Origin of the sequence: Puia dinghuensis (genome assembly GCF_014642875.1) — a bacterium.
Classification (GTDB): domain Bacteria; phylum Bacteroidota; class Bacteroidia; order Chitinophagales; family Chitinophagaceae; genus Puia; species Puia dinghuensis.
The window spans coordinates 341,504-357,690 of the sequence record NZ_BMJC01000004.1; the positions used below are offsets into that span (position 1 = coordinate 341,504).

Sequence of the window (16,187 nt, forward strand, 5' to 3'; positions counted from 1 at the left end):
CACAACGATGGACTAAAGCAGTTTAGCAGCCCGCTCCAGGTCTTCCGGGGTGTCGATCTCGACGCCCATATAGGTGGTGATCACCATGCGGATGGGAATGCCGTTCTCCAGGTAGCGCAGGCATTCGACCTTCTCCACGGCTTCCAGCGGGCTCACCGGCCACGCCGTAAACTGAAGCAGGGCCTGTTTGCGAAAAGCGTATACGCCTATATGTTCATAATAGATGGCCGCGGCGGATGGGTCGCGGGGATAGGGAATGACGCTTCTGCTGAAGAAGAGGGCGTTGTTGTTCTTATCCAATGCTACCTTAACATAGTTGGGGTCTTCGATGAAGCGTTGCTCCTTTAGCACCTGCACAAGTGAGCCGACCTGTACGTCATTATGTCCCGAGCCCGCGTCACCGCGGAATACCTCCAGTAATTTTTCAAGCGGTTCTCTCCTGACAAACGGCTCATCGCCCTGGACATTTACGACGATGTCGACGTCCATATCCGCAACGGCTTCCGCGATGCGGTCGCTGCCGCTTTCGTGTTCCTGAACACTCATCTTCGCTTTTCCACCGTGCCGGGTAATCTCTTCATAGATGATATCGCTGTCCGTGACTACCATTACCTCGTCAAACAGGCCCGTGGCCTTTGTATTGTCGTATGTATGCCGGATCACGGTCTTTTCTCCCAGGAGCTGCATAAGCTTGGCAGGAAAACGGGTCGCCGCGTAACGGGCGGGGATCATGGCGATGATTTTCATGGGGGCGAAAATAAGATTTTCTGGTTGTGTCCGTCGGGACGGTTTTTTATTTATATTTATTAAGTCTAGCGCCCGCCTGCCATTCCGTTCTGCCAAAACCAAGACTAGCATGCAAACCAACGAACTGCTTAACAGCTATAACGTGGGCGGCCACACTTGGGACGAGATGTATGCCCATCAGGCCGTCCGGCCGCAATACCAGGGAGTGGTGGATTTCCTGCAGCAGATGAGCATCGAAGAGCTCAACAAAAAGGAGGAATTAGCCAAGCGGCTTTTTATGAGCCAGGGCATCACCTTCACTGTCTACAGCAGCGGGGAAGGCATCGAAAAGATCTTCCCCTTCGACATCATCCCGCGCATCATCACCGCTACCGAATGGAGTTACATCGAGGCCGGCATCCGGCAACGCCTTAAGGCGCTGAATCTTTTTCTAAAAGACGTCTATCATAACCAGTTTATCCTGAAAGACGGGGTCGTCCCCGTCGAGATGGTCTATAGCTGTCCACACTTCCTGCGGGAGATGCATGGCTTTTCGATCCCTCACGATATCTATGTCCACATCGCCGGCATCGACCTTATCCGCGACCAGGACGGAACATTCTATATCCTGGAAGACAACCTGCGGACGCCCAGCGGGGTCAGCTATATGCTCGAGAACAGGGAGATCACCAAACGCATCTTTCCCGATCTGATCCCGAAGAATAATGTGCGCACCGTCACGGAATACCCCGATATCCTCCATCGCAACCTGGTCTCCCTCTCACCCCGCCAGACAGCACATCCAACCATCGTATTGCTGACACCGGGGATTTACAATTCCGCCTATTTCGAACATACCACCCTGGCCCGGCTGATGGGTGTCGAACTCGTCGAGGGCCGCGACCTTGTCGTGGACAATCACCGCGTCTACATGAAAACAACCGCGGGACTGCAACAGGTAGACGTGATCTATCGCCGGGTGGACGACGACTTCCTCGACCCCCTCGTCTTTCAGCCCGACAGCATGCTGGGGGTAGCAGGCATCATGAGCGCCTATCGTAAGGGGAATGTCGCCATCGTCAATGCCGTCGGCAACGGAGTGGCAGATGACAAAGCTATCTATGCCTTTGTCCCCGCTATGATACGGTATTACCTCAACGAAGAGCCCATCCTCAAAAATGTGCCTACGTATCAGTTAGGGAATGCGGACGAAAGCGAATATGTTTTTGCCAATATGGCCAGTATGGTAGTGAAGCGGACCAACGAGAGCGGCGGCTATGGGATGCTGATGGGAAATGTCGCCAGCGAAGAAGAAATGTACCGATATAAAACCGAGATCCTGAAAGACCCCCGGCAGTATATCGCGCAGCCAATTATCAATTTGTCCTCCGCCCCCTGTTATATGCATGGCAGGCTGAAGCCCCGTCGGGTAGACCTGCGGCCCTACGCCCTCTGCGGTCCCGAGGGTATCCAGATCGTCCCGGGTGGCCTCACCCGGGTGGCGCTGCGGGAAGGGTCGCTGGTGGTCAATTCATCCCAGGGCGGCGGCAGTAAGGACACCTGGGTATTGGCAGGATAAGAATTTTGGGCCCCGCCCGATCAAAGCTAAATATAATACATGCTGAGTAGAGTTGCGGACAGTTTATATTGGATGAGCCGTTATATGGAACGCACAGATGGTATCCTCCGGATGTTAAAGATCAATTACGCTTCCTCCCAGGACGATAGCCAGGAGTTCTCCTGGAAACCCGTGCTGCGCATCTTTACCTATCTCGACGAAGAGCAATCAACTGCCATTGCCCATCAGACCCGCACCGTGTTGCAATATATGGTCACCGCCCGGGAGAATGCCAACTCCGTGCTCAATATCGTCACGAAGGCCCGGGAGAATGCCCGCAGCGTACAGGATCATATCACAAAAGAACTCTGGCAATGCCTCAACGATTTTTATCATACCATCCGCGACGAGCAGCTGGTCCGCGGTCTGCACCAGGATGATCCTGTTTCCATCCTCGATATCCTCATCCGCCAGGGCCTGTTGTACTATGGCATCACGGATATCACAATGGCCCGGGGCGAAGGATATGCCTTCATCAATATCGGCAAGTTCCTCGAACGCGGAGTGCAGTCGGCGGATATCCTCGATATCAAATTCAGCGATCGCAACTATGATCTCACCCGCACCGATACTACCTACTGGAAATACCTGCTGCTCTCCGTCTCGGGGTATGAGCTTTATCTGAAAACCTATCGCACCGGTTTTGACGCTCGCAACGTCGTGGAACAGACAGTGCTGAACGAGGACTTTCCCCGGAGCGTCATCTATTCCATCAACCAGATGCAACGATATTTTCAACGGCTGAAAAGCGATCGCAACAGGGAGGCCTGGGGCAAGATCGACTTTATGATCGGCCGCATCCAAAGCAAAGTGAAATATTCCACGGTCGAAAGCATCCTCCGCGAGGGGCTCCATCCCTATCTGAACGGAGTCAAAGAAGATCTTTATGAGGTAGGCAATGTCCTCAATCAACATTACTTTGCCTATCTTTAGTTTCCATATGCCCCGCTTTAATATCCACCACATCACGAAATATACATATGAAGGTCCGGTAAGGGACAGCGCTAACCAGATCGTGCTTTTTCCCGTAAAGGACGAGTTCCAGGAAGTCCTCAAGCACGAACTGACCGTCACGGGTGAGCCGGTGATCGAAGTCTATAAGGACTATTATGGAAACGAGGTTGGTTCATTCACCCATGCGGAGCCGCATACCTCCCTTATCATCGACTCCCGCATCGAGGTGGTGACGAAGCAACGTCCGGCGCTGCAGGACAGCGCAGAAAAAGAAGCCCAGTGGGCGATGCTGGAGCAGATTCGCTGGCAGGTGCCCTATATCGATTTTCTAAAGCAGGAGCGATTTGCTTCCTTGTCCGAAGTGTTGGAGAGCGTCTGCCCCGACAAGGCCCGGAGCCAGACCCCGCTCGAAGCGGCGTTGCAGCTGAGAACCTATGTCTACGAGCACTTCAAGTATATCAAAGGCGTCACCAGCGTCGAGTCCACGCTCGACGAGGTGTGGAAATTAAGAGCGGGCGTCTGCCAGGACTTCGCGCACATGCTGCTGGTATTCCTGCGCCAGATACAGATCCCGGCCCGGTATGTCAGCGGGTATATCTGCCCCAATCAGAATGGCATGCGGGGAGAAGGAGCTACCCACGCCTGGATCGAAGCCTATATCCCTTTCAATGGATGGGTAGGGCTCGACCCGACCAATAATTGCATTGCCGATGATCTCCATGTCCGGCTTGCCGTTGGCCGCAGCTTCTCCGACTGCTCGCCCGTCAAAGGAACGTATAAAGGGACGGCCGGCCAGGTGCTGGAAGTGGGCGTCTCCGTTTCTTACGAGAATGGGCGGACGACGGAAGATGTCGTTACGGTTCTCGAACAACAGCCTTCTATCAACGGGAGCGAGGTCAATTCTTATCGCCGCTATATGGAGATGATGCAACAGCAGTAGCGCCTATTTGGAACTATCGCCAATCCTAAAAAATAACCTCATTTCTTTGAGGCAGAATGGTATTGTTTGTTCGACGATAAGCCCGGCTATGTCTTTAAGGGGTTGAGTTAGCCGACCACAGCGGAACCGGCGGCAGGTTCATAAGAAAAGGTTTTGGACCTCTGATCCTTCGGGTACATTTTGGACGCAATAGAGATTCTCCTGATAGGTATTATGGAGCTTAATTTAGCGCAACAGCGAAAAGTGGAAAAAATGTGAGTATATATGTGCAAAAGTGGGCTATTTTTGTTCATTCCCGCCTCAGAACTAGTAGTTAGTGGCTACTAGTTCTGTATAATTAATTTAGAGTAAAAGAAGTGTAGATGCATCAAATATACAAATATTTGTTGCCCATAACATTATTTACCCTAATTTTTTATTTCATGACTCAGGCAGCAATCCAGGAGCAAGTAAACACCATTAAGGCAGCAACTAAAAAAGCTTTAAGGTCAAAAGAAAGTACCCAAAAATTCCTAGTCGACGCGGGTATTATTGAGGAAAAAGAATTGTCAAAAGATACTAAGAAAAAAAAGAAGTAGTTGTCTAATCATCAACCATTTCAAGTTACTGGCTATCACAGTTGCGACCGAGATGTAGTCGGTCTTAATGTGCTGAACGGAAGAGATCATCTTAAACCAAGTAAAAACTCATGGGATTGGTTGGGGTCTGGCATATATTTTTGGGAACAGAATCCTGAAAGAGCACTTGAATACGCGGTCCAAAGTGCCGAAGGCTCTCAATTCAATAAAATTAGGATTAAGACGCCCTTCGTACTCGGTACAACTATTCATTTGGGAAATTGCCTGAATTTAATGGAACCAGAGTCGCTTTCTATTCTTGAAGAAGCCTATAACGGTCTTGTTCAGATGCATCGTGAATTGGGGAAAAAGATGCCGGAAAATGATGGGCCAAAGCGATTGCTAGACTGTGCCGTTCTTAAATATGTTCATCAATCCAGAAGAGATCAGGGAAAATCGCCGTATGATACAATAAGGAGCGCTTTTCAGGAGGGAAGGGAAATATATCCAACTGCTCCATTTACCTCTCAGTTACATATTCAAATCTGCGTTATTAATCCAGAAATGATTCAAGGATTTTTCCTTCCTCGGCCAATTGAGAAATATAATCCTTATTTGGACAAGGAATTTCTTCTTTCTCGAGATAATGATGAGCAAAAATTAGCAAGTTAAGGATCAAAGAGCCCTCATTCGAGGGCAATGAATAATTTTTCCCCAACTAGAGATAGTTGCCTCCTATTTGCCGGCGTGCGCGCTAGGAGGCGCCGCAGTTGTTTGGGTGGCGTCCGGGGCTGCGGCTTGTGGCGTGGGTATGGGAGAGTTTTCGCTGGTTGGCGGCCGGTATTCCTGGAAAGGCATCCCCAACAACGCCCCCATCCGGTTGTTTTCCGCTTCCGTCGGATGCGTATCGATACCATAGGTAAGCTTCTTTGTATCGCGAACAAACCGGTAGGTATGGAAAAGCCGGTCCCAGCACGAAAAAATATTACCGTAATTCATATCCGTCAGCGGTCGCCGGTAGTGATGGTGAACCTTGTGCATGTCCGGTGAGACGATAAACAAAGCCAGAACGTTATCCAGCCATTTGGGAAGCGAAATATTCGCATGGTTAAACTGGGAGAAAAGGACGGATAGCGACTGGTAGAGGAAGACCATCCACACCGGGCTTCCCACGATGATCACGGCGATCAGCGTGAAGAGGGCGCGGAAAAGGCTTTCCCCGGGGTGATGGCGGTTGGCAGTGGTTGTATCCACCCAGGTGTCGCTGTGATGAACGAGATGAAATTTCCAGAGCCATTTTATTTGGTGGTGCAGCCAATGGATAAACCAGGCGCTGATGAGGTCGAGCAGCATCAGCCCGATGAGGGTAAGCAACCACAAGGGGACAACAGGCCACCTGGCGATCAGCCATAGCACACCGGTTTGATGGGTGGTGCTATAGTCGGCGGCGCGGATGATCAGCGTGGCAAAGGCAAAGTTGACGATGACGGTGGTCAGCGTAAAGAAAAGATTCAATCCCGCATGGCGAACCCGGTGATATTGGAATCGAAACAGGGGAATGATCCCTTCAATGATCCAAAATAGAACAAGACCTCCAGCCAGGATCAGGCTTCGCTGGTAAGAGGGGATGTGCTGGAAATAGAAGCTGAGGGTCTCCATATGGCTGCAGGCTTTCCCGTAAGGTAGTGAAAAATCGCGCAGCCGTCAAACAGCCTTTAGCTATTGAGCATCAAGGGCATCACGAGCATCAGCACCTCCTCGTTCTCATCTTCTTCCGTGGGCTTGATGATCCCTGCCTTGGTGGGCGTGGACAGCTCCATCCGAACTTCGTCGCTGTCGGTGGACGCCAGCATTTCGATGAGGAAACGGGCATTGAAAGCAATGGCGAGGTCTTCACCATCATACTGGCATTTCATCCTTTCCGTCCCTTCGAAGGAGAAATCGACGTCCTGCGCCGCCAGTTGCAATTCGCTGCCGTGGATGTTTAGTACTACTTGATTGGTGCTCTTGTTACTAAAGATGCTAACCCGGCGAAGGGCGCTCTGGAAGTCGTTGCGGCCCACCACCAATTTGTAAGGATTGTCGGCAGGGATGACTACCTTATAATCGGGGAAACGGGCGTCGATGAGCCGGCAGCTCATTTGTGTCGTTCCGTGAATGACAAAAAGATGGTTGCTGTTATAGCTGATCGTAATCTCGTCTTCGTTGGCAGGTAGAGCCGACTTCAAAAGATTCAGCGGCTTCTTGGGCACGATGAGGGAGTCATTCTTTGGACAGGAGACATCCTTTCTCTTGTAGCGTACCAGGCGGTGGGCATCGGTAGCGACAAATTGCAGGCCTTTCTTGTCCATTTCGAAATATACTCCGGTCATGGCTGGACGCAGATCGTCATTGCTGACGGCAAACAAGGTCTTGTTGATGGCCGTCACGAGCGCGGACGAAGTCGTCGTAAACGAAGTGGTCTCATCGCTGGCCGGTTCTTTGGGGAAATTATCGGGGTTCTCGCCCATCACCTTATACTTACCATTGTCGCTGGTGAGCTCAACTGCGAAGTGTTTGTCGATGTTGAAGGTAAGGGGCTGATCGGGGATATTCTTCAGGGAGTCCATCAGGATCTTGGCCGGGATGCAGACTTTTCCGCTATCCTTGGCCTCTACCTCCAGGTGCACCTTCATGACCGTTTCCAGGTCGGTAGCAACAACAGTCAGCTTGTTCTTTTCCACTTCGAATAAAAAGTCCTCCAGGATGGGTAATACTGTATTCGCGTTGATCACACCACTTATCTGTTGCAGTTGTTTCAATAATGCCGACGAGGAAACGATAAACTTCATGGAATATATCTTTGTGGCGAAACTACTGATTTTTGCGTAATAGCCAAGGAATTAGGAGCGGCGGCACTTCAGGGAGGATCAATTGTTAATTTCCTGTGATTAACTCGTAATTTCGGCACTACCAATCGATTATGATACGACGAACGGCATTATCCCTCGAACAGGCATTACAGAAGGCCCGCCATTACTGCGGTTACCAGGAACGCTGCCATTTCGAAGTGCAGGAAAAACTGTATTCCTATGGACTGCGGAAGAAAGACGTAGAGCAAGCCCTGGCGACCCTTATAGAAGAGAATTATCTTAATGAAGAACGGTTTGCTATCCAGTATGCCGGGGGTCATTTCCGGCTCAAGCGCTGGGGCCGGGTTCGCATCCGCTACGAGCTGAAACAGCGGCAGGTGTCCGAATATTGCATTAAAAAGGCCCTGGCTACTATCGACGAGGCAGAATATGAGAATACCCTTAACCGTCTTGCTGAAGAAAAAGTGGCTTCCCTTGCCGGCGAGCCAAACCTCTTTGTCCGGAAACAGAAGCTGAAGGAATATCTGTTGAGAAAAGGGTATGAACAGGATCGGGTAAATGCTTACTTTGCAGCATGCCCCCCTCATTGACCATTACGACTATCCAGCCCGACCTCATCTGGGAAGACAAGGCCGCCAATCTCCGGCGGCTCGAGACACAGATCCTTTCCATCCCGGGGAGTACCGAACTCGTGGTCCTGCCGGAGATGTTCAGCACCGGCTTCAGCATGAAGCCCGAAGTCCTGGCCGAACCAATGAGCGGTGCGACAGTCAATTGGATGCGGGAGATCGCTGCCCGGCGAAAGATCATCCTCACGGGGAGCCTCATCATCGAAGAAGAAGGCCGGTATTTCAACCGGCTCATCTGGATGCTGCCCAACGGTCAATATGGGTATTATGATAAGCGCCACCGGTTTGCCTATGCGGGCGAGAACGGGCACTATACGGCGGGTTGCAAACGGCTCGTCGCCTCGGTGAAAGGTTGGCGGGTGCTGCTGCTTGTCTGTTATGATCTCCGTTTCCCTGTCTGGAGCCGCCAGACCCCACAGGAGCCCGAGGATTATCTCGAACCTGCTACCGACCCCGCGGCGCCCGGCGAAGCAGCCCTCGAATACGACCTCATCATCTATGTCGCCAACTGGCCCGAAAGCCGCTCGCTGGCCTGGAAAACACTCTTACAGGCCCGGGCTATCGAGAACCAATCCTTTGTCGTAGGCGTCAACCGCGTCGGCGATGATGGGAACAGTATTTATCATAGCGGCGACTCCATGGTCGTCGGCCCCCTGGGCGAACTGCTTTATCATGGAGTGGCAAAGGAAGAGGTCCACACAGTGACGCTGGAAAAAGATGCGCTCGAAGAGGTGCGGAAGCGGTTCCCCTTTTGGCGTGACGCGGACAATTTCTCAATCGAACCATAAAACAATATGTCGTCAACCGCATTCATCGCCCGGGAGATCTTTACCGGGAGCGAGATCCAGACGGGCAAGGCCGTCCTTGTAAAAGAAGGGAGAGTGGCAGGGATCACCGCGGCTTCGACCATACCCGCGGGCTACCGGCGGCAGGAGCTTCCGGGTTATCTGCTTGCCCCCGCCTTCCTCGACCTCCAGATCTATGGCGGCAACGGCAAGCTCTTCTCGGCGGAGATGACGCCGGAGGCCCTTGAAGCCACCTATGAATACTGCCTGCAGGGCGGCTGTACCCAGTTTCAAATCACGCTGGCCACAAACTCCATCGAAAAATTCATCCGGGGCCTGGAAGTCGCCCGGGAATACCGCAACGGCGGGGGAAAGGGGCTGCTTGGCGTTCATCTCGAAGGTCCGTATATCAACCCGGCCAAAAAGGGCGCCCATCTCGAGAAATTTATAAAGAAGCCCAGCGCGGAAGAAATAAACCTCCTTTTGCAGAAGGGAAAAGAGCTGTTCAGAATGATGACCTTGGCGCCCGAACGGTGTGAACGAGCCTGTATAGAGCTGCTGCTCCGCAACGGCATCATCGTCTCTGCCGGTCACAGCAACGCCACCTATGAAGAGGCCATCGATGGTTTTTACCAGGGGATTCCCGCCGCCACCCATCTTTTCAACGCGATGTCGCCCCTGCAGGGCCGTCAGCCGGGAATGGTGGGCGCCATCTATGACAACAATGACGTCCGGTGCAGCGTCGTCTGCGACGGCATTCATGTCGACTTTGCTTCCGTCCGCATCAGCAAGAAGATATTACAAGATAGATTGTTCTTTATAACGGATGCCGTAGCCGAAGTTGCCTATGGTGAATATATACATGTCTTCAAGGGCGACCGCTATACGCTGCCGGACGGGACCCTCTCCGGGTCGGCCCTGACAATGTTACAAGCCGTTCGCAATGGAGTAGAGAAGGCCGGCATCCCGCTGCCCGAAGCGCTGCGGATGGCTTCGCTGTATCCCGCTACCGTCATGGGCTTGCAGGACCAGTGGGGCTCCATCCAACCCGGGTCGCGCGCCGATTTCGTCCTGCTCGACGAAGAGCTCAACCTGCTGCAGGTGATCGTGGAAGGGGAGGGGTAGGGCAGGCCTCCTGGCATCAAGCCGGAAGACTGATGCCCAGCCGCCATCCGGTGCGGTCCTCTACCGATTGGAGATCCACCGGTCTTCGGGGCAGACGCTTTATTCCTCCATCGTCAAACTGACCCGTGGGGACGACAATCGTATGAGGCTTATCGCGCAGGATAGGTCGGGTCAGGAGCTTTTTGATTCCTTAGTTTTTATCGGCGTTCTGGCGGATCAGCTCCTTTACCCGGGCGGTCTTGAAGTCGAATCCTTTGCCGATGGCGTCGATGGTGGGCAGCGCCTCGACATCGGGGAGGATACCCCGGCCATTCTTTTCCCGTTGCCGGTCTACGACAAGCCGGAATCGTGGCAGGCGGAACCGAACCTTGGTAATCGGAAGGGTCGCATCGGGGATCATCCAGGCCGTATTGCCATAGAAACCACCGCCTGTCTCTTCGCCTACCAGGGTGACGTTGGATTGTCCTTTTAGTGCACCGGCAAATAAGCAGGTAGCGGAGAAAGAATTACCGCCGGTGAGGATATAGACATGACCGTCGAAATGGAGTTGGTGTAAAGGAGAATAATAATGCCGTTCGAAATAGCCGAAATGGTATTTGCCGTCGCTTCGTTTGCGGCTGGCCAGCAGCGTAAGCACATCGTAGAGGAATCCATTGTTGATATAGCGGTCGTACCGGCTGTGGCGGCGGATGGTATAGAGCGAATCCGCCACCTTGAATCTCTTGTCGATGAGATAACGGGTGAGCAGGGTCGAAAGGGAAGCATCGCCGCCGCCATTGCTACGAACATCCACCACGAGGTTTTTGATCTGCCGCTGCTTTATTTCGGTAAAAGCGTGATGGAAGAACCTGCGCAGGTGATAGCCATGTTCAAAAGTGTTGAGAGTGATGAAAGCCGTATGGCCGGCGGTGTCCAATTGCAGACTGCGGATAAACACCAGCTCCCGTTGTTTCCGCCTCCGCCGGTCCGCCGGTCGAATCCGTTGTGCCGGTCCGGGTGGCCGTTGTCCCGTCCCCGGCTGCAGCGTATGACCCAGGCTTTTTCGCAAGGTGTCTGCGCGCGGATCGTACAGCGGGATCCGGGTAAGCTTTGTCAACCCGCTGGTATCCCTGTACCCGATGTCGAAGGAATCGGAGTAGCCAAAGATATCGTGGTACCACGAGCTGAAATGCAGTCCCGTGCTCAGGTATTGGTATTTCCCTGTCTGGTTGAGGCCATCTGTGACGATATAGTCGAAGAGCGTATCCGTCAGCTGCTGTGTCGTCCTGCCGTTGATGCTAAGGATCAGCGTACCTCTTTTCAGCACTGAATCCCGGCGGTTGAGATTGGCTGATACGACCATTGTATCGGGCCAGAATTTCAGGATCAGTGGGAATTGGGGCAGTTTGGCCGTATCCAGATAATGCGCGTAGGCCTTCGAAGCGCGGATGGAGGTATGGCCACAGTCCACCTTCGCGATTACATAGCTCAGGATGGTCCTGAACTGCGGCTCCGTCATGGAATCCCTGATGGCGGCATAGCCTTCGTCGAAATAAGCGGACATGCTGTCACGGGGGGTATACCAATACAGGCTGGGGTGCCAGGATTCCAGGAGATGCCTGAAGACCATGTAGTCTTTTCTCAGATCTTCAGGGGCATATTTCCGATCGGGTCGGAAGCTTTTTCTAACAACGCCGCACGAAAAGAGAAAAAGCGTGGATAACAAAAGTAAGCATGAAAAAAGTCGATTCATGGGCAAGCTCATTTAGAGGCAAAGGCATTCCATCCCTGCGCGGTGATATCGAATGAATTGCCTCCCTTTGTAATGATCTTGGTTCCTTTTTCCGGTTCTGTCATATAGCCGATGACACTGATCTGTTCGTTCAGCACCAATTTATCATAATCCTGTTGGGCGATGGTGAAAAGCAATTCGTAGTCTTCGCCTCCGCTAAGCGCGCAGGCTGTCGGGTCCATTTCAAATTTGAAGGCGGCATTGCGGGTCTCTTCGGCGATTGGGATCTTGTCTTCGTACAGCACGACACCAAGTCCGCTCTGGCGGCAGATGTGCAGGATCTCCGAACTCAGCCCGTCGCTGATGTCCATCATCGATGTCGGGAGGATACCCGATTGCTGGAAGAATTCGACGATGTCCTTCCGCGCCTCGGGCTTTAGCAGCCGGCCGATGACATATTTCTCACCTTCCAGGTCGGCCTTTACCTGGGGGTTTTCGAGAAAAATCTTTTTTTCCCGTTCGAGGAAGATAAGGCCCAGGTAGGCGGCCCCCAAGTCACCCGAACAGCAGAGCAGATCGCCCTTCTGTGCGGTGCTGCGCTTTACAAAACGGTCGGGAGCGACTTCCCCTATAGCCGTGACGGAGATGATAAAACCCTTTTTGGAAGAGGCGGTGTCGCCACCGATGAGGTCGACTCCATAGGCATCACAGGCGGCATAGACCCCTTCGTAGAATTCGTCGAGGGCTTCGACGCTGAATCGGTTGCTGATACCGATGCTCAGGGTTATCTGCGTGGGCGTGGCGTTCATGGCATAGACATCGCTGAGGTTGACGACAACCGATTTATAACCTAAATGCTGCAGCGGCGTATACATCAGGTCGAAGTGGACGTCTTCGATCAGCAGATCGGTAGTCACCACCGTCTGCCTGCCAAAATGATCGATAACGGCGGCATCGTCCCCCACGCCCACCAGCGAAGAAGCATTCTTCAGCTCGATGTTTGCAGTAAGATGTTCGATCAATCCAAACTCTCCTACTGAAGAGATCTCGGTCCTGTTTTCACTCATTTTACAAAATGTTTATGCCGGCCATTCACTACTTCCACCAGTTCGTCATGGATCTTGCCGTTGGTGGCGATGATATGGGGCTGATAAGGGGAATAGCGGTCGCCGGCGAAATCCGAAACGCGTCCCCCCGCTTCTTCTACGATGAGGAAACCTGCTGCGCTGTCCCAGGCCTGTAGCTTGTGTTCATAGAATCCATCAAAGCGGCCAGCGGCGACCCAGCAGAGATCCATCGCTGCCGAACCCAGCCGGCGGACGGGTACACCCCCGCGGATGAGCCGGGAGAATACATCCAGCGGAGAGTTTGGCAGATCCAGGTAAGTATAGGGGAAACCGGTTACGAGGCAGGACTTTGCGACGGAAGTCTCCTCGCTGACGGTTATCTTTTTATCGTTTAGCGTTGCGCCATAGCCTCGTTGCGCAAAAAAGAATTCCTTGATAAAGGGGTTGTAGACGGCGCCCAGGATCATCTCCCCATTCTGCTCTATGGCGACGGACACACAGCAAAGTGGCAGCCCGTGTGCAAAGTTCACCGTTCCGTCGATGGGATCGATTATCCATTTAAAGTCGGAGTCCATGACGATCGCTCCGGCCTCTTCGCTGAGGATGTAGTGATCGGGATAGTCGGTCTTTATCACCTCGAAGATCGCTTTTTCCGATGCATGATCTGCTTCCGTGACGAGGTTATTAATGCCTTCCTTGTTGGAGATGGTGAATTCTCCTTGAAAATACCGCTGCATGACGGCCGCTCCTGCTTCGACCGCCTTGATGAGTGTTGATTTTAGCATGGCGCAAAGATAGGAGAGGCTACCCACAATCCCTATGGCACTATGCAGCCACTATTGGAGAACGGCAGAATCCGTCGTTTCCAGCTGCCGCAGCGCCGTAAGATACTGATTCATTACACTGTTGTTGAGCGTGTAGCTGTAGTTTCTTCCTTCTTTTTCTCCGTCGATCAACCCGGCTTCGACCAGGATCTTTACATGGTGGGAGATAGAGGGCTGGGCGAGACCGATCACATCGTGTAAGCCCGAACATTCGCCACATCCACCCTTACCGGCGATGTAGTGAAGGATTTTGAGTCGGTTAGAGTCTCCCAGGGCCTTTGAAATCTTCTCGATTTGCTTTAGAGTTAATGTCATCACGTTGGTGTTTGCGCGGATAGCGCTTCTGGCCAAATTAGCCCTATCCGCGCAAACGGCTAATGTCTGACCTTCGGTCGAACCGCATCCTGCGGTTCCATTGACAAATGCAAATGTATCTATTTTTGAGAATATATCCATAAAAATGCTTACTTCGTGCGGCATGACCCTCTCCGTCATCATCGTCAATTTCCGGGTGAAATACTTCCTGGAGCTCTGCCTGCATTCCGTGGAAAAAGCGGTGCGGAGCCTGGAGGCAGAGATCATCGTCGTTGATAATCATTCCGGGGACGATAGCCTGGACTATCTCCGGCCCCGCTTTCCTGCCGTAAGGTTCATCGCCAACAAAGAGAATCTCGGGTTTGGCCGGGCCTGCAACCAGGCGTTGGCGCAGGCTAACGGGGAATACATCCTTTTTCTCAATCCCGATACCATCCTGCCGGAAGACTTCGCCCTCCACTGCCTTTCTTTCCTGGTTGCGATACCCCGCATCGGCGGGCTGGGTGTGCGGATGGTTGACGGGAGCGGGCATTTCCTGAAAGAATCCCGGCGCGGCTTCCCAACTCCCTGGGTCGGTTTTTGCCGGTTGACCGGTCTTTCGGCCCTTTTTCCCCGCAGCCGCTTTTTTTCCACGTACTACCTTGGGCATCTTCCCGCGAATGCTCCCCATCCGGCGCCAGTGCTTTCGGGCGCCTGCCTATGGGTGAGCCGGGCTATTCTCGACAAGGTCGGGGGGTTCGATGAGCAGTTCTTTCTCTATGCCGAGGACATCGACCTTAGCTACCGGATAGAAAACGCCGGGTACAGAAACTTCTATTATCCCGGGACGACGATCGTGCATTTTAAAGGTGAAAGTACCCTAAAAGACATCCGCTATGTCCGGCAGTTCTACCGGGCGATGCGCCAGTTCAGGCGGAAGCATTTCAACAAGGGACTGCCGGCTTTCCTTGATCTTGGCGTACAGGCGGCCATCCAGGTGCGGGCAGGTGTTGCGGCAGTGATGGGGGGGTTCGGAGGCGGTGCCAAGGCTCCCGGGAATGGTGAGAGGGTGCGTACCTTTCTGCGGGGCGATGCGACGGAAATTGCGCGGCTAAAACCCTTGTTGGCGGCGTCCGGGGAAAGCGTCATCGTTGACCACCAGCAGGAGGCTTCTGAACTGCTTTTCTGCGAGGGAGAGAGCTTTTCTTTTAAGGAGAGTATCCAGCAGCTGCAAAGGGTAGGGAAGGCGGGGCGCTGGCGGGTGAAATTTCATGCAAGCGGCAGTGGTTCGGCCGTCGGCAGCCCCGATCGCAATGGACGGGGAGAGGCAATAGACCTATGAGCCATTACAACGGCAATTCCCGGTCTTCCAGCAGCGACCGCATTTTGCGGCGCGTGAACAGCCATCCACTGAGCATGGCCGCCGTCCAGAGGAGAACCCACGTGAAGGCCTGGCCTTCGTCTATCTCATATTTGGTGAGCATCCTGTTGAGCAGATCCGCCACCAGGAAATGGTCGATCCACATCGGCAGCACCAGGAAGATGGGGAAAAAGATAAATTTCCCCTGCCAGCCGGGCAACAGGGTATAAACCCGCACCAGTGGCGGAACACAGATGATGATGAGGATCAGCAGGCCAAAGCCGCTCACGAGATGGCGGCCCGTCGCATCAAGGTGAAGAAAGAATAGTTTTAACCCGTTGACCGAATCACCCCCGCCGGTAGCGGCCCCCATCAACAACGCCAGGGGCATGGCGGCCAGGACAAGGCTGCAGCCAATGGACTGATCGGTTAGACTTTCCCGGTTGCCCATTTTTATCCAGCCAACCAGGATGACCAGGATATTCACCGCGGGCCCAGCCAGCATAGCCAGGGCACGTTGACCGTTAGACACCGGCTGATCGGTATCGAATTGCCAGATGTCGAACCTTCGGGAGCCCCAACTTCCGCTCAACAGCCTTACCACCAGGGTATGCGCCCAGTCATGTATCTCGTGTATGAAGAAGGTAAGACAGAGAAAAGAGAGGACGTAAAGGGGGGTCAGTTTCAGCTTCATAAATAAATGTAAAGAAAATTTCATCCAAAACGTTAATTTTGACCGCATACC

General features: G+C 53.0%; 17 protein-coding genes. 9 read left to right on the plus strand and 8 right to left on the minus strand.

Features of this window, described 5'->3' with window-relative positions:
• Window positions 1-12: 12 nt before the first annotated feature.
• On the minus strand, window positions 13-747 hold the full coding sequence (gene kdsB, locus IEY39_RS19290; RefSeq protein WP_188934628.1) for a 3-deoxy-manno-octulosonate cytidylyltransferase: 735 nt from the start codon (window positions 745-747) through the stop codon (window positions 13-15).
• Window positions 748-856: 109 nt separating this feature from the next.
• On the opposite strand from kdsB, the gene IEY39_RS19295 reads away from it, so the two are divergent.
• The 5 genes from IEY39_RS19295 to IEY39_RS19315 all read left to right on the plus strand — a co-directional run bounded on the left by IEY39_RS19295 (window position 857) and on the right by IEY39_RS19315 (window position 5,467).
• Window positions 857-2,305: a circularly permuted type 2 ATP-grasp protein gene (locus IEY39_RS19295; RefSeq protein WP_188934630.1), complete on the plus strand. Its 1,449-nt coding sequence runs from the start codon at window positions 857-859 to the stop codon at window positions 2,303-2,305.
• Window positions 2,306-2,344: 39 nt separating this feature from the next.
• Window positions 2,345-3,277 (plus strand): alpha-E domain-containing protein, encoded by a 933-nt coding sequence (locus IEY39_RS19300; protein ID WP_188934632.1) that lies wholly within the window; start codon window positions 2,345-2,347, stop codon window positions 3,275-3,277.
• Between the two features lie 7 nt (window positions 3,278-3,284).
• Window positions 3,285-4,238 (plus strand): transglutaminase family protein, encoded by a 954-nt coding sequence (locus IEY39_RS19305; RefSeq protein ID WP_188934634.1) that lies wholly within the window; start codon window positions 3,285-3,287, stop codon window positions 4,236-4,238.
• A 422-nt stretch (window positions 4,239-4,660) separates the two neighbouring features.
• Complete coding sequence (locus IEY39_RS19310; RefSeq protein WP_188934637.1) at window positions 4,661-4,816, plus strand: hypothetical protein; 156 nt, start codon at window positions 4,661-4,663, stop codon at window positions 4,814-4,816.
• Window positions 4,817-5,467, plus strand: coding sequence for a hypothetical protein (locus IEY39_RS19315; RefSeq protein WP_188934640.1), 651 nt, complete (start codon window positions 4,817-4,819; stop codon window positions 5,465-5,467). It abuts the gene before it with no gap.
• Window positions 5,468-5,530: 63 nt separating this feature from the next.
• On the opposite strand, the gene IEY39_RS19320 is transcribed toward IEY39_RS19315, so the two are convergent.
• Window positions 5,531-6,454, minus strand: coding sequence for a sterol desaturase family protein (locus tag IEY39_RS19320; RefSeq protein WP_188934642.1), 924 nt, complete (start codon window positions 6,452-6,454; stop codon window positions 5,531-5,533).
• 56 nt (window positions 6,455-6,510) lie between these two features.
• The gene (gene dnaN / locus IEY39_RS19325; RefSeq protein ID WP_188934644.1) at window positions 6,511-7,626 is read right to left on the minus strand and encodes a DNA polymerase III subunit beta; all 1,116 of its coding nucleotides are present in this window, start codon (window positions 7,624-7,626) and stop codon (window positions 6,511-6,513) included.
• A 131-nt stretch (window positions 7,627-7,757) separates the two neighbouring features.
• On the opposite strand from dnaN, the gene IEY39_RS19330 reads away from it, so the two are divergent.
• From IEY39_RS19330 to nagA, 3 genes are read left to right on the plus strand one after another with little or no spacing between them, the layout of a single operon-like run.
• Window positions 7,758-8,237: a regulatory protein RecX gene (locus IEY39_RS19330; RefSeq protein ID WP_188934646.1), complete on the plus strand. Its 480-nt coding sequence runs from the start codon at window positions 7,758-7,760 to the stop codon at window positions 8,235-8,237.
• A complete protein-coding gene (locus IEY39_RS19335; RefSeq protein WP_188934648.1) occupies window positions 8,222-9,064 on the plus strand; it encodes a nitrilase family protein in 843 nt (280 codons plus the stop codon). Before IEY39_RS19330 ends, IEY39_RS19335 begins: the two co-directional genes overlap by 16 nt.
• Before the next feature lie 6 nt (window positions 9,065-9,070).
• Window positions 9,071-10,186 (plus strand): N-acetylglucosamine-6-phosphate deacetylase, encoded by a 1,116-nt coding sequence (nagA, locus tag IEY39_RS19340; protein WP_188934650.1) that lies wholly within the window; start codon window positions 9,071-9,073, stop codon window positions 10,184-10,186.
• Between the two features lie 190 nt (window positions 10,187-10,376).
• Here the strand turns inward: nagA and IEY39_RS19345 are convergent, their stop codons facing one another.
• The 4 genes from IEY39_RS19345 to IEY39_RS19360 are packed head-to-tail and all read right to left on the minus strand — an operon-like array spanning window position 10,377 to window position 14,103.
• Complete coding sequence (locus tag IEY39_RS19345; RefSeq protein WP_188934652.1) at window positions 10,377-11,918, minus strand: S41 family peptidase; 1,542 nt, start codon at window positions 11,916-11,918, stop codon at window positions 10,377-10,379.
• An 8-nt stretch (window positions 11,919-11,926) separates the two neighbouring features.
• A complete protein-coding gene (thiL, locus tag IEY39_RS19350; protein ID WP_188934654.1) occupies window positions 11,927-12,964 on the minus strand; it encodes a thiamine-phosphate kinase in 1,038 nt (345 codons plus the stop codon).
• Entirely contained in the window at window positions 12,961-13,749 is a 789-nt protein-coding gene (locus IEY39_RS19355) for an inositol monophosphatase family protein (protein WP_188934656.1), read from the minus strand. The genes thiL and IEY39_RS19355 overlap by 4 nt, the downstream gene beginning before the upstream one ends.
• Before the next feature lie 51 nt (window positions 13,750-13,800).
• Complete coding sequence (locus IEY39_RS19360) at window positions 13,801-14,103, minus strand: ArsR/SmtB family transcription factor (RefSeq protein WP_188934658.1); 303 nt, start codon at window positions 14,101-14,103, stop codon at window positions 13,801-13,803.
• Window positions 14,104-14,248: 145 nt separating this feature from the next.
• Here IEY39_RS19360 and IEY39_RS19365 point away from each other — a divergent pair, with 145 nt between their 5' ends.
• Window positions 14,249-15,424 (plus strand): glycosyltransferase family 2 protein, encoded by a 1,176-nt coding sequence (locus tag IEY39_RS19365; protein ID WP_188934660.1) that lies wholly within the window; start codon window positions 14,249-14,251, stop codon window positions 15,422-15,424.
• A gap of 4 nt (window positions 15,425-15,428) precedes the next feature.
• Here IEY39_RS19365 and IEY39_RS19370 read toward each other — a convergent pair whose 3' ends face one another.
• Window positions 15,429-16,136: a hypothetical protein gene (locus IEY39_RS19370; RefSeq protein ID WP_188934662.1), complete on the minus strand. Its 708-nt coding sequence runs from the start codon at window positions 16,134-16,136 to the stop codon at window positions 15,429-15,431.
• Window positions 16,137-16,187: the final 51 nt, after the last annotated feature.

Coding starts and splice junctions, on each gene's coding strand:
- IEY39_RS19305 (WP_188934634.1), top strand. CDS start 3,285: ATGCCCCGCTTTAATATCCACCACATCACGAAATATACATATGAAGGT.
- IEY39_RS19365 (WP_188934660.1), top strand. CDS start 14,249: ATGCTTACTTCGTGCGGCATGACCCTCTCCGTCATCATCGTCAATTTC.
- IEY39_RS19355 (WP_188934656.1), bottom strand. CDS start 13,749: ATGCTAAAATCAACACTCATCAAGGCGGTCGAAGCAGGAGCGGCCGTC.
- IEY39_RS19335 (WP_188934648.1), top strand. CDS start 8,222: ATGCCCCCCTCATTGACCATTACGACTATCCAGCCCGACCTCATCTGG.
- IEY39_RS19370 (WP_188934662.1), bottom strand. CDS start 16,136: ATGAAGCTGAAACTGACCCCCCTTTACGTCCTCTCTTTTCTCTGTCTT.
- IEY39_RS19320 (WP_188934642.1), bottom strand. CDS start 6,454: ATGGAGACCCTCAGCTTCTATTTCCAGCACATCCCCTCTTACCAGCGA.
- IEY39_RS19330 (WP_188934646.1), top strand. CDS start 7,758: ATGATACGACGAACGGCATTATCCCTCGAACAGGCATTACAGAAGGCC.
- IEY39_RS19310 (WP_188934637.1), top strand. CDS start 4,661: ATGACTCAGGCAGCAATCCAGGAGCAAGTAAACACCATTAAGGCAGCA.
- thiL (WP_188934654.1), bottom strand. CDS start 12,964: ATGAGTGAAAACAGGACCGAGATCTCTTCAGTAGGAGAGTTTGGATTG.
- IEY39_RS19345 (WP_188934652.1), bottom strand. CDS start 11,918: ATGAATCGACTTTTTTCATGCTTACTTTTGTTATCCACGCTTTTTCTC.
- IEY39_RS19295 (WP_188934630.1), top strand. CDS start 857: ATGCAAACCAACGAACTGCTTAACAGCTATAACGTGGGCGGCCACACT.
- nagA (WP_188934650.1), top strand. CDS start 9,071: ATGTCGTCAACCGCATTCATCGCCCGGGAGATCTTTACCGGGAGCGAG.
- IEY39_RS19360 (WP_188934658.1), bottom strand. CDS start 14,103: ATGACATTAACTCTAAAGCAAATCGAGAAGATTTCAAAGGCCCTGGGA.
- dnaN (WP_188934644.1), bottom strand. CDS start 7,626: ATGAAGTTTATCGTTTCCTCGTCGGCATTATTGAAACAACTGCAACAG.
- IEY39_RS19300 (WP_188934632.1), top strand. CDS start 2,345: ATGCTGAGTAGAGTTGCGGACAGTTTATATTGGATGAGCCGTTATATG.
- kdsB (WP_188934628.1), bottom strand. CDS start 747: ATGAAAATCATCGCCATGATCCCCGCCCGTTACGCGGCGACCCGTTTT.